Below are 12,776 nucleotides of genomic sequence, written 5' to 3' on the forward strand. Positions count from 1 at the left end.
TCCATCATGCTGAAACGTCTGATCCTTGCCGCCCTGCCCGCCCTCCTGGCCGGTTGCGCAACACTACCCGCCGAAACTCTCCATACCCTTCCTGAAAAGGGCATGGTCAGCGCCGCCGATCCACGTGCAGCCAAAGCCGGGGTGGAGATGCTGCGCGCGGGCGGCAACGCCACCGATGCGGCGCTGGCAACAATGATCGCACTGACCGTGGTGGAGCCGCAGTCCAGCGGCATCGGCGGCGGCGGTTTCCTTGTCCTCGATCCCGAAGGTGACGGCGATCCGGTCAGCTACGACGGACGCGAAACAGCGCCTGCGGCGGCGACGGCGCAATGGTTCCTCGACAATGACGGCAAACCGCTGCCTTTCCGCACGGCGGTGGAAAGCGGGCTGAGCGTTGGGGTGCCGGGCAGCATTGCACTGGCCGCAAAGGCGCATGGCAAACACGGTGCCCTGCCTTGGGCCAAGCTGTTCGAACCGGCCATCGCGCTGGCCCGCGACGGGTTCGATGTTACCCCGCGCCTCCGCTCGTCGCTCGACCAGTGGCGATCCGTCGGCGCGATGACGCCAGAAGCGCGCGCCTTGTTCTACGGCACGGATGGTGAGCCGGTGCCAGTCGGCACCCATGTCCGCAATCCGGCGCTGGCGGCTTTCCTCGAACAAGTGGCGCAGGCGGGACCGCACGCGTTCTACAGTGGCCAAAACGCTACGATGATTGCCGGTGCGGTGAATGCGGCAATGCCCATCGATACGAAGCGAGCCGGATATGGCGTACTGAGCGACGGCTCACCCGTCCCCGCGCTGAAGCTTCCCGAGGGGGTCATGACCCTTGATGACATCGCGGGGTATCAAGCCAAGGACCGGCCCAGCCTGTGCGGCAAGTACCGTGCCTATCTGGTTTGCGGCATGGGTCCGCCGTCTTCTGGTGCAACGACCGTTTTCGCGATCCTGAAACAGCTCGAATCGCAGGACATGGCGGCGCACGGGCCGGACGATCCCGTGGCATGGCACCTGATCGCCGAATCGATGCGGCTTGCCTATGCCGATCGCGGTAAGTGGCTGGGCGACAGCGATTTCGTTTCCGTGCCGCTGCCCGGATTAATGGATGAAAGTTATCTCGTCCGTCGCGGCCAGCAGATCCATGCCGACCGAACCATCGCCGAGGCGCAACCCGGCCTGCCGCCCGGCGCGCGCCCGATCATGGCCCCGACGGCCGGCTATCCCGAAAACGGCACCTCGCACTTCGTTGCCGTCGATGGGCAAGGGGGCATCGCCTCCTATACCTCCACGGTCGAAAGCGCCTTCGGGTCGGGCCTGATGGTGAACGGCTACTATCTCAACAACGAACTGACCGATTTCAACTTCGAAACGGGCACCGCCAACAGCGTGGCGGGCGGGAAACGCCCGCGCTCCTCGATGTCGCCCACCATCGTCTATGGCCCCGACGGGAAGTTCCGCCTCGCCATCGGTGCGGCAGGGGGCGCGACGATCATTGCACAAGTGGCCAAGGCGCTAATCGGCGTCATCGACTGGAACCTCACCGCGCAAGAGGCCATCGATCTGCCGGTGATATTCGCACCGGGCGATACCGTGTGGGTGGAACAGGGCACGACGCTGGAGCCAATGATTCCGGCGCTTGTCGCGCTGGGCCACGGCGATGTTCGCGCCCGCGCGCCCAGCTTCAAGGCCAACGCGGTCGAACTCGTCGATGGACAGTACGTCGGCGCCGCTGACAGCCGCAGCGAGGGCATGGCCGTTTCCGAGTAACTTGCCGCAACGGAACGCGCGCCCTAGTAATCCGTTTGCAGGGACAACAATGTCCCGAGGGGAAAGCTTCAGAAAGGTCGCCCTATGGCGAAGACCGCTTTGGGCGGTACGCATCAAGGTCCTGCCGGTGCATCGATCGAACAGATCGACGCGGCCGCGAACCTTGTCACGCTGTTTCTTGCCCGCGCCGATGCGCGTGGTGACGATCCGTTTCTTCACGCCAAGCGGGACGGTGCATGGCATGCGGTAAGCTGGCGCGAAGTGGCGCGGCAGGTCGTGCTGCTTTCCGAAGGTCTGCGCTCTTTGGGGCTGGAACGCGGCGACCGGGTCGTGCTGGTCAGCGAAAACCGGCCCGAATGGTGCATCGCCGATCTGGCGATCATGGCCGCCGGTCTGGTCACCGTGCCGGCCTACACCACGAATACCACGCCCGATCACCTGCACGTGCTGGAAAACTGCGGCGCGCGGGCGGTTGTCGTATCGGGGCCGAAACTGGCGAAGCCTCTGTTGCCTGCGGTGCTGAACAGCCCGCTGGTCGAGCATGTCATCGCCTTCGAACCGCTGAAGCAGGAACAGGTCGGCACGGCGCGGTTCCACGCGCTGTCGAACCTGTTGGCGGGGGACGAGGATGCGGCCCGCGCTGCGGTGGACCTGCGCATGGGTACGGTGCAGCGCGAGGATCTGGCCTGCATCATCTACACCAGTGGCACCGGCGGCGCGCCGCGCGGCGTGCGCCAGCATCACGGCGCGATCCTGATGAACTGTTCGGGCGCGGCCCGCGTGATCGCGGAAGATTTCGGCTGGGAGAACGAGCGTTTCCTCTCTTTCCTCCCTCTCTCGCATTCCTATGAACATACCGGCGGGCAGTTCCTGCCGATCTGCCTTGGCTCCACCATCCACTATGCTGAGGGGCTGGACAAGCTGGCGGGCAATATCGAGGAAGTGCGCCCCAGCGTGATGATCGTCGTGCCCCGCCTTTTCGAAGTGCTGCGGGCGCGGATCATCAAGCAGCTGGCGAAGCAGGGCAAGGCGGCGGAAATGCTGGCCGCGCGCGCCATCGCGCTGGCCGAACGGCAGTCGATGGGCAGGGGCAGGCCGCTGATCGACCGGCTGGAAAGCGCGGTGCTGGACCGTGTGCTGCGCCCCAAGGTGCGGGCAAGGTTTGGCGGGCGGGTCAAGGCGCTGGTATCGGGCGGCGCGCCGCTCAATCCCGAAATCGGCTATTTCTTCACCGGCCTCGGCCTGCCGCTGCTGCAAGGGTACGGACAGACGGAAAGCGGCCCGATCATCTCTGTCAGCAGGCCGCAATCGGGGCTGAAGATGGACACTGTCGGCCCGCCGATCCACGGCGCAGAGGTTCGCATCGCCGACGATGGCGAAATTCTCGCGCGGGGTGAAATGGTGATGCACGGCTATTGGCAGAATGCGAAGGAAACCGCGAAGGCGCTGGTCGACGGCTGGCTGCACACCGGCGACATCGGCCATTTCGACGATCGCGGGCGGATCATGATCACCGACCGCAAGAAGGACATGATCGTCAACGACAAGGGTGACAACATCGCCCCGCAGCGGGTGGAAGGGATGCTGACGCTGCAACCGGAGATCGCGCAGGCGATGGTGAGCGGCGACCGCAAGCCCTACATCGTCGGCCTGATCGTGCCCGATGCCGAATGGTCGAAGGAATGGGCGCGCGACAACGGCGTGGAAAGCGACTGGGCCACGCTGGGCGGCAACGCCGATTTCCGCGCCGCCGTGCGCGCCGCGATCGACAGGGTGAACACGGACCTGTCGGTTATCGAGAAAGTCCGCCGCTTCGAATTCGCGGACGAGCCTTTCGGCATCGAGAACCACGAAATGACGCCGTCGCTGAAGATCCGGCGCCACAAGATCCGCGAACGTTACGCCGACCGGCTGGCGGCAATGTACAAGGGCGGGTGAGACCCGTCAGGGTGACAAAGGTGACACCGTGTCACCCACGTCCAACAGCGTAGAACCCACGCAATTGCGCGGGTTCCGGCGGTGGCGCGTCGGGTGACACATTGCAGGAAAGACCGGACAGTGTGAAAGAGCGGAGCACATTGTGGCGCGGCGCGGGCGTGTAGGAAAACGGATTTTGCGAGTGGCCGCGCGATGTCCGCTATCAGGATATTCGGCGGTGGTGGCCAATGACTGGCATGGGGTGGATTGCGGACGTTTGATTGCGATCAGTTCGACGTGAGGTACCGATCATAACTCCCGCCATATCTTACTGCGATATCTTTGAAATCTTTTAGCTCGACGGTGACAGGCTTCCGCCCCCTTTCCTTGAATTCCTTGATCATTTCCTCGAAAACCAACGCGGAACCAAGCGTTCGCGCTTCTACTTCAAATCTCGCGATATCGGCCGCATCGCCAAGAAAGATGTCGCTGTAGATACCATCTTGAAAGCGGGTGCTGATGAACACCCGATCGACTGGTATGCCGGCTTCGCGCATACGTTTTCCAACGACCGCCGCAACTTCGTCGCAACGGCGGCTGTCGCCCAGCACATCTTCTATAATCGCACGAATTTCGTCAGGTTCATCGGTCATTTCGGCTGGTCGATCATCGAAGGTGCTCAAGCATGAACGTGAAGAAGCTACCGCTGATTTCCGCTTCGTCCCAACCCTCGCCAACGTTACTCGGTGTCAACAGAACCACCTGGCTGTTGCCAGGACGGACACAATAAAGCGACTCGGCTTCATAGGTTGAGATCGGGATCAGATCGTTCGGTATTTCCAGCTCCCGATGCGCGTATTCCAGAAGATCAGAAATTTGACCATCGTCTTCGAGGAAATCCACCAATTCGAACGGAAGAGTTTCAGAGACGAATTGAAGGCAATATAGTCGACTGAACTGCCAGAACTCTCCCTGCTTCTCGAGCATCAGTTCATCGAACGCGCGATCGACATCTTCTGGTGTTTCCCGATGCCAAACGAAGTTGTTTCGCTCGCAGGCCATGGTGAGCGATTGCGGGATCATAAACGTGCCTCCAACATCGGATGCCGCGTTACGATGGCGAAATTTCTACGTTGCCGCTTCATCGTCCGCAATGGGGTCGCCAGCCACCAGTCCGCTTCCGCTGTCGCCCACCTCACAACCCGAAGTGCGTCTGGAACTGCTCCAGCTCCACGCTCAGCAGCGTGTAAGCCGCATCCAGCACTTCCTCGAACGCCTCGGCCTCGATCTTGTCGGCGATCCACTGGTCGATCTTCACGCTTTCGCCCTCTCCGACCATCGAATCGAAGCGGGCGTGCCAGCGTTCGCGGTTCTGCATCAGCGCGGTGACGACACCGTTGACCACGAAGGGCCGGCGCGCACCCAGTTTCGTCCAGGCGTCGATGGCGCGGACCACGTTCGATCGCTTGCCGTTACCGCCCGTCTCCGCCTCTGCCAGATCGCGCAGGGTGCCCAGCTGTTCGTGCGGCGGCAGGGTCAGGTCTACCGCATGGCCGGCAGCCTCTGCCACCATCAGCGTTTCGCAGACGATTTCGTCGCTACGGGCGTAAAGGTTCATGCAGCGGCCACGCCAGCTGCAGATTTCGTCCCAATGCGGTCCGTTGCCGCCGGTTTCGGGCACCGGCGTTCCCGTGATTGCGCTCAATGAATCTCCGCCGACTGGTCTTCGATCCAGTCAGGATAGAATCCCGGACGGCGCTTTGACCAGCCCGGAGCGCATGCGGCAGCCTCGCTGATCGAGTGGAGCAGCACCTTGCGCCGTTCTGGCACAATCTGCGGCAGGGCAGAGGCCGCGCAGAACGCCGCGGGAAGCCAAGGGCGCGCTTCGGGGCCGAGCAGGCGTTCGTAAAGGAAGCGGTATGCCGCGAATCCGTGGATGCAGCCCTGCGCCAGGTCGAACACCGTCAGCTTGATGAGGCGGCCAAGGAATTCGTCCATCCGGTCGCCCGAACGCATCGCGGGAAGCGCGGCGCGCAGCGAACGCAGCTGTTGGTAGGCGCGGGTCTGGCGGCGGATCGACGATGCCTCGTCCGTGTCGCGTGCCCAGCGCTCGATCGCATCCGCGCGGGCAAGGCCGATGTCGAGGCTGCGCCGGATATAGCGCTGCTCTGCCGGATCGAACTCGGCAAACTCGCGCAGTTCCGCGATAGCCATCGATGCCGTGTCGAGCTGAGCCATATCCCGTCGTCCTCCTGCGACCCTTTCCGCCACGCCCGCGCGGGGGCGGTACGTGGCATCAGAATGCGCGAGTCAGGGTTAGCATCGGGTTAAAGGCGGGGTGATTTTTGTGTGGCCGGAGGCGAGCGCTCAAGGCGCGATTTGTGCCGCCACGGCGAAGGCGGCCAGCTCCTCCGTCGCGTCGCTGTAGCCCTGCGGATAGCCGTTGGCGCGGATCTGGATCGCGTATTGCGCGAATAACTGGCCGAATTCGGGCCAGCGCAGGCAGCGTTGCGCCAAGGCGTCGCGGGCCTCTGCATCGTAGCCGTGGGCGAGCGCGTGGCGCAGGACCCATTTCTCGTTGGCGACACCTGTGCCCAATGTGGCGAGTGCGGCGACGGGATCTCCCATCGTGTCGAACCACGGCATGATATCTTCCCGAACTTTCGCCGCTACCGTGTCGGCAACGAAGGGGCGGTCGTCGGGATTGACGACATCGAAGTCGCGCCCGTTCAACCCTTCCTCGAAATGCATCTGCCGCGTGTCGATCACGCCTGCCCATGGGCCTTCTGCATGCAGCTCCGGGTCGGTTTGCGCCTTGGCCCATCGTTTGGCGAGCGCGGATTGGAGCATCGCGGAAAAGCGCATCCGCACGACCTCGCCAGCACGGTTGGCGCGGTCAGGCTGGGCATGGATTTCCTGCGTCAGGTCGCCATGCCTGCGCACGAGTTTCAGGCCCGATTTCGCCTCGAAACCGAGGTCCGGCAAAGCCGCAGCCAGTTGCGCGAGCGTATCTTCAACAGCTTCGCGCGGGGTCTCCATCGGTTCAGATCAAACCGGCAAGCGGGCTGGACGGGTCGGCGTACTTGCGCGTTGCCATGCGGCCTGCGCGGTATGCGGCGCGGCCCGCCTCTACCGACAGCTTCATGGCGCGCGCCATCAGGATCGGGTCTTTCGCCTCTGCGATGGCGGTGTTCATCAGCACGCCGTCGCAGCCCAGTTCCATGGCCACGGCGGCATCGCTGGCCGTGCCCACACCCGCATCGACCAGTACCGGCACGTTCGCGCCTTCGACAATCAGGCGGATCGTAACACGGTTCTGGATGCCAAGGCCGGAGCCGATCGGCGCGCCCAGCGGCATGATCGCGACTGCGCCCGCTTCCTCCAGCTGCTTGGCCGCGATCGGATCGTCGACGCAGTAAACCATTGGCTTGAAGCCTTCGTTCGCCAGCACCTCTGTCGCGCGCAGCGTTTCGCGCATGTCGGGGTACAGCGTCTTCGCCTCTCCCAGCACTTCCAGCTTCACGAGGTCCCAGCCGCCCGCTTCGCGCGCAAGGCGCAGGGTGCGGATCGCGTCCTCTGCCGTGAAACATCCGGCAGTGTTGGGCAGGTAGGTGATCTTCTTCGGGTCGATATAGTCGGTCAACATCGGCGCCTTGGGATCGGAAATGTTCACCCTGCGCACCGCGACGGTGACGATTTCGGCCCCGCTCGCTTCGAGAGCGGCGGCGTTCTGGGCGAAATCCTTGTACTTGCCCGTGCCCACGATCAGGCGCGAACGGAACGTCTGCCCGGCAACGGTCCAGCTATCGTTATCAATATTGGCCACGTCGCCGCCTCCTACAAAATGCACGATTTCCAGTTTGTCGCCCTGCGCCAGCCCCACGCCTTCCAGCGTGGAGCGCGGCACGATGTCGCCATTGCGCTCAACAGCCACCTTTGCCGGATCGAGTTCCAGCAGGCGCGCCAGATCCGCGATCGAGCTGCCGTAGGGAATGCGGCGGGTTTCGCCGTTGACGATGATGGAAATCGCTTCAGTCATGCGGGCGGACATAGCCGCTTCGCGCGCCGGTTCAAGCGCAGCCGACGGCGTGGCGGTCAGAAAGAGTGGAAGCGCAGGTTCAGGATGTGCGCGGTGGCCACGCAGGCAACCCCCGCGATAGTCAGCGCAGCCTCACCCGCGCCGTGGGGACCCCAAAGGGCTGCACCCATCAGCGACAGGCCGACACCGCCAAGCACGAGCGGGCCGATCCGGCCATGGCGCCACACGCCCGCCCCGATGGTCAAGGCACCGATCACGATGGCCAGCGCCAGCCCGACCTCGTGGATCGCCGGATCCAGCAGCCACTCCCCGCCCAGCCCGAGCAGGGCCACCAGCAGGATCGAGGCGACACAATGCACCGCGCACAGCCCCGACAGGGCAATGCCGAGCCGGTCCAGCTTGAGTCGGGTCATGTAGGAGGGGCGTTCCATGCCCCCCGCAGATATGTAACATTATATCATCATGCAAGTGCTGAATCGGTGAATCCCTCGCTCCCCCTTGCGCTTTGCGACAAAGCGCAGCACACGCGGGGCCGGACATGAACACTGCAACGATCTCTTCGCTCAACCCGGTGCGTTACGGTTCGGAACGCCCGATTGCCCTGTCTCGCTGGCTGCTGATGATGGCCACGCTCGTCGTCCTGATGGTGGCGGTGGGCGGCATTACCCGGCTGACGGAATCGGGCCTGTCGATCACCGAATGGAAGCCGGTGACCGGCGCCCTGCCCCCGATGAGCGAGGCGCAGTGGCAGGCAGAGTTCGACGCCTACAAGCAGATCCCCGAGTACATAGAGGTGAACGGACCCGCCGGCATGACGCTGGCGGATTACAAGTTCATCTATTTCTGGGAATGGTTTCACCGGTTGCTGGGCCGCGTGATCGGGGTGGCATTCGCGCTGCCGCTCGCGTGGTTCTGGGTCCGGAAGGCGATTCCCGCCGGATACAAGCCGCGGCTGCTGGCGCTGCTCGCCCTTGGCGGGCTGCAGGGCGTGTTCGGATGGCTGATGGTGCGTTCGGGCACCGGCCCCGATGCCATGCCTGACATGAGGACCGACGTTTCGCACTACTGGCTCTCGATCCACCTGATGACGGCCCTGTTCACGCTGGGCGGGCTGGTCTGGACCGCGCTCGACTTGCGCAACTGGGCCAAGGGCGATCCCCACGCGGGGCTGGGCCGGTTCCAGACGGGCGTGCTCCTGATCGTTGCCGTGCAACTGCTTTACGGCGCGTGGATGGCGGGCCTTAACGCGGGCTATGTCGCGGGGGGCGGCTGGTTCGATTCGTGGCCGCTGATGCAGGGCGCGTTGTTTCCCGACGGGATCGACTGGTCGCTAGGCGCGATCCATGCCTTCACTGCCGACCCGTTCCTCGTCCATTTCATCCACCGCTGGTGGGCATGGGTTGCCGTGGCCGCCCTTGTCGTGATGGCGCGGCGGTTGCGGGCGCGGTTCCGGCATATCTCCGTCGCGATCCACATCGCGTTTGGCACGCAGATCCTGCTCGGCATCGCGACGATCTGGACCGGCATGGTGCTCTGGGTCGCGGTGGCGCACCAGATCGTCGGCGCGCTGGTCCTGGCCTGCGCCGTATGGGGCGCCCATGCGCTGGGCTTTCGGGACCGGATGCCGGGCAGCGTGATGAAATGAACGTTCGGGCATGAGTGGGGCGGCGCTCATCTGGGCCCCCTTCGCGGACGAGGCCAGCGCCGGACAGGTCGCCGACATGCTGCTGGATGAGGGGCTGGTCGCCTGCTGCAACCTGATTCCGGTAAAGTCGCGCTACGTCTGGAAGGGCGAGCGGGGCGAGGGTGAGGAATGCGGCGCGCTGTTCAAGACGCGGGCCGACATGCTGCAACGCGCGGTGGCGCGGCTGGAGGAACTGCACCCCTACGACACCCCCGCAATCACCGGCTGGACATGCGAAGCTGCGGGCGGAGAAACGCTGGCATGGCTTGCCGTCATCGGCGCAACCGGCCCTCACGCCACCTGACACGGTATTATTTTACCGCGTCGGAAACGCGCGGATTTGCTTGACTTGAAGCCTTCGCGCAGACAAAAGCGCGCCACTTCGCCTTGGGTCATCCGGGGCGATTCTCGCATCTAGACGAAGGAATGAGAAAGCCATGAAGGCGCTCAGCACCCAGACCCGGTCGATCAAGCCGGCCGAGGTCGAAAAGAAATGGCACCTGATCGATGCCGACGGCCTCGTCGTCGGTCGTCTCGCGGTGATCATCGCCAACCACCTGCGCGGCAAGCACAAGCCGAGCTACACCCCGCACGTCGATTGCGGCGACCACGTCGTCGTCATCAACGCGGACAAGGTGAAGTTCACCGGCAACAAGACGCAGGACAAGCGTTATTACAAGCACACCGGCTATGCCGGCGGCATCAAGGAAACCAGCCCGGCCAAGGTGCTGGGCGGTCGTTTCCCCGAACGCGTCCTTGAAAAGGCTGTGGAACGCATGGTTCCGCGCGGTCCGCTTGGCCGCCAGCAGATGAAGGCGCTGCACCTCTACGCCGGCACCGAACACCCGCACGACGGTCAGCAGCCCGCAGTGCTCGACGTTGCCGCCCGCAATCGCAAGAACAAGGTTGGTGCATGATGGCCGACGAAACGAACACCCTCGCCGATCTCGCTGAACTTACCGAAGGCACCGAGATCGCAAGCACCGAAGCGCAGGTTCCCACCACGCCGCTTCGCGAACAGCAGCTGGACAAGTTCGGCCGCGCTTACGCAACCGGCCGCCGCAAGGACGCCGTTGCCCGCGTGTGGATCAAGCCCGGTTCGGGCAAGGTCACCGTCAACGGCCGCGACCAGGAAGTGTACTTCGCACGTCCGACGCTGCGTCTCGTCATCGACCAGCCTTTCGCGATCACCGATCGCCAGGGCCAGTACGATGTCGTCGCAACCGTCAAGGGCGGTGGCCTTTCGGGTCAGGCCGGTGCGGTAAAGCACGGCATCTCGCAGGCGCTTTCGAAGTTCGAGCCCGCTCTGCGCGGCACGGTTAAGGCCGCCGGCTTCCTCACCCGCGACAGCCGCGTGGTTGAGCGTAAGAAGTACGGCCGCGCCAAGGCACGTCGTAGCTTCCAGTTCTCGAAGCGTTAATTCGCAACGACAAGTTCTGGTTCACCCGAACACGGAAAGGGCGGCTCCCACGGGGCCGCCCTTTTTGTTTGTGCCTGTCGCTCCGGCTAATCGACGCCCGGAGCATCCCCACGCGCCAGGTGGGCGAGCAGGATGCGCAGCGCCCAGACCGAAGCCTCTGCAGTTTCCGTTCCGTCGAGATCCCACTGGTCGCGCATTTCGCGCCATGCGAGGCCGGAGCAGAGCAGTTGCAGGACGCCGTTGGCCTGTCTTCGGGCCTTGTCCGGCAGTGAGCCGGTGTGGCCTGCGAACGCGCGGCTGTAGGCGGCAACGCGTTCATCCTTGCGCTCCATCCGCATCTGCCGCCCCTCCGCGCTGGCGGTAGCGACGGCCATGGCCGCACGGTTGGTGTCGAATTTCTCGAAGGTTTCGCGCAACTCCCGTTCGAGCAATGCCGAAAGATCGCGCGGCATCCCCCCCGGCGGCGATAGCAGATCCCACAGGCGGGCCCGCAATGCCGGCTGGTCGGCGAAGCGACGATACACCGTCCGGCGCGATATGCCCGAAACGGCCGCAACCGCATCGTGCGTCAACGGAACCCCGTCGGCAGCAAGGTTGAGCAGGGCGGCATCGATTCGCGCGTCGTTGTTGGTAAGTACGCGTCGGTCGGCAGTTGCAGCTTGAGTATCCATAAGGCTCGCGATGCCATGTGGCACAGAATGTGTCAAATAGTCGTTGACACATTCTGTGCCAAGGTGCAGGACGAACGGGAGAGGTGATCGCTGCCTCGCTGAAAGGATTCGCCATGTTGTTCCACCTTTCCATCGATGCCCACGATCCCGAGCACGTCGCCCGCATCCTGGCCGAGTTGTTCGGTGGCGGAACTGTCACGCCTTTCCCGCCCGTCGCGGTCGGCAGCTGGCTCGCCATGGCCGGTGACGATCGCAACACCATGGTCGAGGTCTATCCCCGCGGGACGATCCTCGAGGCGAAGAGCGATGATGACGCCCAGGGCAACTTCCACGGAGAGGCCGCGCAAGTGCGCGGCTCGGCCACCCATTTCGCCATGGGCACGCGGCTGACGATGGAGGAGGTTCTGGCGATCGCCGAACGCGAGGGCTGGGCCGCGCACTACCGAAAGCGCGGCGACATCTTCGGTGTGATCGAAATGTGGATCGAGAGTGAACGGATGATCGAGGTGCTGACCGAACCGATGCAGGCGGAATATCTGGCCAGCATGACGGTTGCGGGCTGGACGCACTTCGTGGCTGGAGCGCCGGCGTAGGATACGGCCTTCAAGGCGCGTCCGCGTCGCGCCCCTTGAAACCCTGCGCGATGACGTACCATTCGCTGCTATCCTTGCGGCTGGCGGGCGGCTTGGCGTGTTTCACGGTGCGGAAGTTCTTTTTCAGGATGTCGAGCAGGGCCTTGTCCGTGCCGCCGGCAAACACCTTGGCGATGAAATCGCCGCCCGGTGCCAATGTCTGCACCGCGAAGTCCACCGCCGTTTCCACCAGCCCCATCGTGCGCAAGTGGTCGGTCTGCTTGTGGCCCACGGTATTGGCCGCCATGTCGGACAGGACGAGGTCGGGCGCCTGTCCCAGCGCCTCCAACAGCGCGTCGGGCGCGGCATCGTCCATGAAATCCATCTTGAAGATCGTCACCCCGGGCAAGGGATCGACGTCGAGCAGGTCGATGCCGACGATTTTGGCATGGGGGCGGAGTTCAGCCACCACCTGACTCCACCCGCCCGGCGCGATGCCGAGATCGACGACCGCGTTCGCGCCCTTCAGCAGGCCGAACTTCTCGTCCAGTTCCTTCAGCTTGTAGGCGGCGCGGCTGCGATAGCCGTCGGCCTTTGCCTTCACGACGTAAGGGTCGTTCAGCTGCCGCGCGAGCCAGCGCGCCGACGATGCGGTGCGTTTCTTGTTGCTCTTCAGCTTCTGGCGGTCGCTTCCGGATCTGCTCATGCA

Annotated in this window: 16 protein-coding genes; 7 read left to right on the forward strand and 9 right to left on the reverse strand. The window is 64.0% G+C overall.

The genetic code is table 11. The features are described 5' to 3' along the window. Nucleotides 1-6 precede the first annotated feature (6 nt). Together A7A77_RS13410 and A7A77_RS13415 are read left to right on the forward strand one after the other, a co-directional pair. Nucleotides 7-1,764, forward strand: coding sequence for a gamma-glutamyltransferase family protein (locus A7A77_RS13410; RefSeq protein ID WP_066559417.1), 1,758 nt, complete (start codon nt 7-9; stop codon nt 1,762-1,764). Between the two features lie 84 nt (nt 1,765-1,848). Continuing rightward, entirely contained in the window at nt 1,849-3,702 is a 1,854-nt protein-coding gene (locus A7A77_RS13415; RefSeq protein WP_082836133.1) for an AMP-dependent synthetase/ligase, read from the forward strand. Nucleotides 3,703-3,968: 266 nt separating this feature from the next. Here the strand turns inward: A7A77_RS13415 and A7A77_RS13420 are convergent, their stop codons facing one another. The 7 genes from A7A77_RS13420 to A7A77_RS13450 all read right to left on the reverse strand — a co-directional run bounded on the left by A7A77_RS13420 (nt 3,969) and on the right by A7A77_RS13450 (nt 8,133). Further along, nucleotides 3,969-4,334 (reverse strand): hypothetical protein, encoded by a 366-nt coding sequence (locus A7A77_RS13420; RefSeq protein ID WP_066559223.1) that lies wholly within the window; start codon nt 4,332-4,334, stop codon nt 3,969-3,971. Between the two features lie 13 nt (nt 4,335-4,347). Next, a complete protein-coding gene (locus A7A77_RS13425) occupies nt 4,348-4,764 on the reverse strand; it encodes a hypothetical protein (RefSeq protein ID WP_066559226.1) in 417 nt (138 codons plus the stop codon). A 112-nt stretch (nt 4,765-4,876) separates the two neighbouring features. Continuing rightward, entirely contained in the window at nt 4,877-5,386 is a 510-nt protein-coding gene (locus A7A77_RS13430; RefSeq protein ID WP_066559230.1) for a hypothetical protein, read from the reverse strand. Then, a complete protein-coding gene (locus A7A77_RS13435; RefSeq protein ID WP_066559233.1) occupies nt 5,383-5,919 on the reverse strand; it encodes a hypothetical protein in 537 nt (178 codons plus the stop codon). The genes A7A77_RS13430 and A7A77_RS13435 overlap by 4 nt, the downstream gene beginning before the upstream one ends. A 129-nt stretch (nt 5,920-6,048) precedes the next feature. Continuing rightward, nucleotides 6,049-6,720 (reverse strand): hypothetical protein, encoded by a 672-nt coding sequence (locus tag A7A77_RS13440; RefSeq protein ID WP_066559236.1) that lies wholly within the window; start codon nt 6,718-6,720, stop codon nt 6,049-6,051. A gap of 4 nt (nt 6,721-6,724) precedes the next feature. Continuing rightward, a complete protein-coding gene (gene thiS / locus A7A77_RS13445; protein ID WP_082836142.1) occupies nt 6,725-7,720 on the reverse strand; it encodes a sulfur carrier protein ThiS in 996 nt (331 codons plus the stop codon). Between the two features lie 56 nt (nt 7,721-7,776). Continuing rightward, nucleotides 7,777-8,133 carry a MerC domain-containing protein gene (locus A7A77_RS13450; RefSeq protein WP_245638485.1) on the reverse strand — a complete coding sequence of 119 codons (357 nt, stop codon included), beginning with the start codon at nt 8,131-8,133 and terminating at the stop codon, nt 7,777-7,779. A gap of 125 nt (nt 8,134-8,258) precedes the next feature. On the opposite strand from A7A77_RS13450, the gene A7A77_RS13455 reads away from it, so the two are divergent. The 4 genes from A7A77_RS13455 (at nt 8,259) to rpsI (ending at nt 10,824) form a co-directional block, all read left to right on the forward strand. Beyond that, nucleotides 8,259-9,365, forward strand: coding sequence for a COX15/CtaA family protein (locus tag A7A77_RS13455; RefSeq protein WP_082836134.1), 1,107 nt, complete (start codon nt 8,259-8,261; stop codon nt 9,363-9,365). A gap of 10 nt (nt 9,366-9,375) precedes the next feature. Then, on the forward strand, nt 9,376-9,708 hold the full coding sequence (cutA, locus tag A7A77_RS13460) for a divalent-cation tolerance protein CutA (RefSeq protein ID WP_066559241.1): 333 nt from the start codon (nt 9,376-9,378) through the stop codon (nt 9,706-9,708). 133 nt (nt 9,709-9,841) lie between these two features. Further along, nucleotides 9,842-10,321, forward strand: coding sequence for a 50S ribosomal protein L13 (gene rplM, locus A7A77_RS13465; protein ID WP_066559243.1), 480 nt, complete (start codon nt 9,842-9,844; stop codon nt 10,319-10,321). After that, nucleotides 10,321-10,824 (forward strand): 30S ribosomal protein S9, encoded by a 504-nt coding sequence (gene rpsI, locus A7A77_RS13470; protein ID WP_066559247.1) that lies wholly within the window; start codon nt 10,321-10,323, stop codon nt 10,822-10,824. Before rplM ends, rpsI begins: the two co-directional genes overlap by 1 nt. An 86-nt stretch (nt 10,825-10,910) precedes the next feature. Here the strand turns inward: rpsI and A7A77_RS13475 are convergent, their stop codons facing one another. Beyond that, complete coding sequence (locus A7A77_RS13475) at nt 10,911-11,495, reverse strand: hypothetical protein (RefSeq protein WP_066559255.1); 585 nt, start codon at nt 11,493-11,495, stop codon at nt 10,911-10,913. A gap of 113 nt (nt 11,496-11,608) precedes the next feature. Between A7A77_RS13475 and A7A77_RS13480 the strand changes: the two genes are divergently transcribed. Continuing rightward, nucleotides 11,609-12,088: a hypothetical protein gene (locus A7A77_RS13480; RefSeq protein ID WP_066559432.1), complete on the forward strand. Its 480-nt coding sequence runs from the start codon at nt 11,609-11,611 to the stop codon at nt 12,086-12,088. A 10-nt stretch (nt 12,089-12,098) separates the two neighbouring features. Here A7A77_RS13480 and A7A77_RS13485 read toward each other — a convergent pair whose 3' ends face one another. Further along, nucleotides 12,099-12,773 carry an RlmE family RNA methyltransferase gene (locus A7A77_RS13485; protein WP_066559258.1) on the reverse strand — a complete coding sequence of 225 codons (675 nt, stop codon included), beginning with the start codon at nt 12,771-12,773 and terminating at the stop codon, nt 12,099-12,101. Nucleotides 12,774-12,776: the final 3 nt, after the last annotated feature.

This window comes from Croceicoccus bisphenolivorans (genome assembly GCF_001634625.1).
GTDB lineage: Bacteria > Pseudomonadota > Alphaproteobacteria > Sphingomonadales > Sphingomonadaceae > Croceicoccus > Croceicoccus bisphenolivorans.

Bases quoted from the DNA above. Each gene is read 5' to 3' on its own strand.
- A7A77_RS13410 (WP_066559417.1), top strand. From the start codon at position 7: ATGCTGAAACGTCTGATCCTTGCCGCCCTGCCCGCCCTCCTGGCCGGT.
- A7A77_RS13415 (WP_082836133.1), top strand. From the start codon at position 1,849: ATGGCGAAGACCGCTTTGGGCGGTACGCATCAAGGTCCTGCCGGTGCA.
- A7A77_RS13420 (WP_066559223.1), bottom strand. From the start codon at position 4,334: ATGACCGATGAACCTGACGAAATTCGTGCGATTATAGAAGATGTGCTG.
- A7A77_RS13425 (WP_066559226.1), bottom strand. From the start codon at position 4,764: ATGATCCCGCAATCGCTCACCATGGCCTGCGAGCGAAACAACTTCGTT.
- A7A77_RS13435 (WP_066559233.1), bottom strand. From the start codon at position 5,919: ATGGCTCAGCTCGACACGGCATCGATGGCTATCGCGGAACTGCGCGAG.
- A7A77_RS13440 (WP_066559236.1), bottom strand. From the start codon at position 6,720: ATGGAGACCCCGCGCGAAGCTGTTGAAGATACGCTCGCGCAACTGGCT.
- thiS (WP_082836142.1), bottom strand. From the start codon at position 7,720: ATGACTGAAGCGATTTCCATCATCGTCAACGGCGAAACCCGCCGCATT.
- A7A77_RS13450 (WP_245638485.1), bottom strand. From the start codon at position 8,133: ATGACCCGACTCAAGCTGGACCGGCTCGGCATTGCCCTGTCGGGGCTG.
- A7A77_RS13455 (WP_082836134.1), top strand. From the start codon at position 8,259: ATGAACACTGCAACGATCTCTTCGCTCAACCCGGTGCGTTACGGTTCG.
- cutA (WP_066559241.1), top strand. From the start codon at position 9,376: ATGAGTGGGGCGGCGCTCATCTGGGCCCCCTTCGCGGACGAGGCCAGC.
- rplM (WP_066559243.1), top strand. From the start codon at position 9,842: ATGAAGGCGCTCAGCACCCAGACCCGGTCGATCAAGCCGGCCGAGGTC.
- rpsI (WP_066559247.1), top strand. From the start codon at position 10,321: ATGGCCGACGAAACGAACACCCTCGCCGATCTCGCTGAACTTACCGAA.
- A7A77_RS13475 (WP_066559255.1), bottom strand. From the start codon at position 11,495: ATGGATACTCAAGCTGCAACTGCCGACCGACGCGTACTTACCAACAAC.
- A7A77_RS13480 (WP_066559432.1), top strand. From the start codon at position 11,609: ATGTTGTTCCACCTTTCCATCGATGCCCACGATCCCGAGCACGTCGCC.
- A7A77_RS13485 (WP_066559258.1), bottom strand. From the start codon at position 12,773: ATGAGCAGATCCGGAAGCGACCGCCAGAAGCTGAAGAGCAACAAGAAA.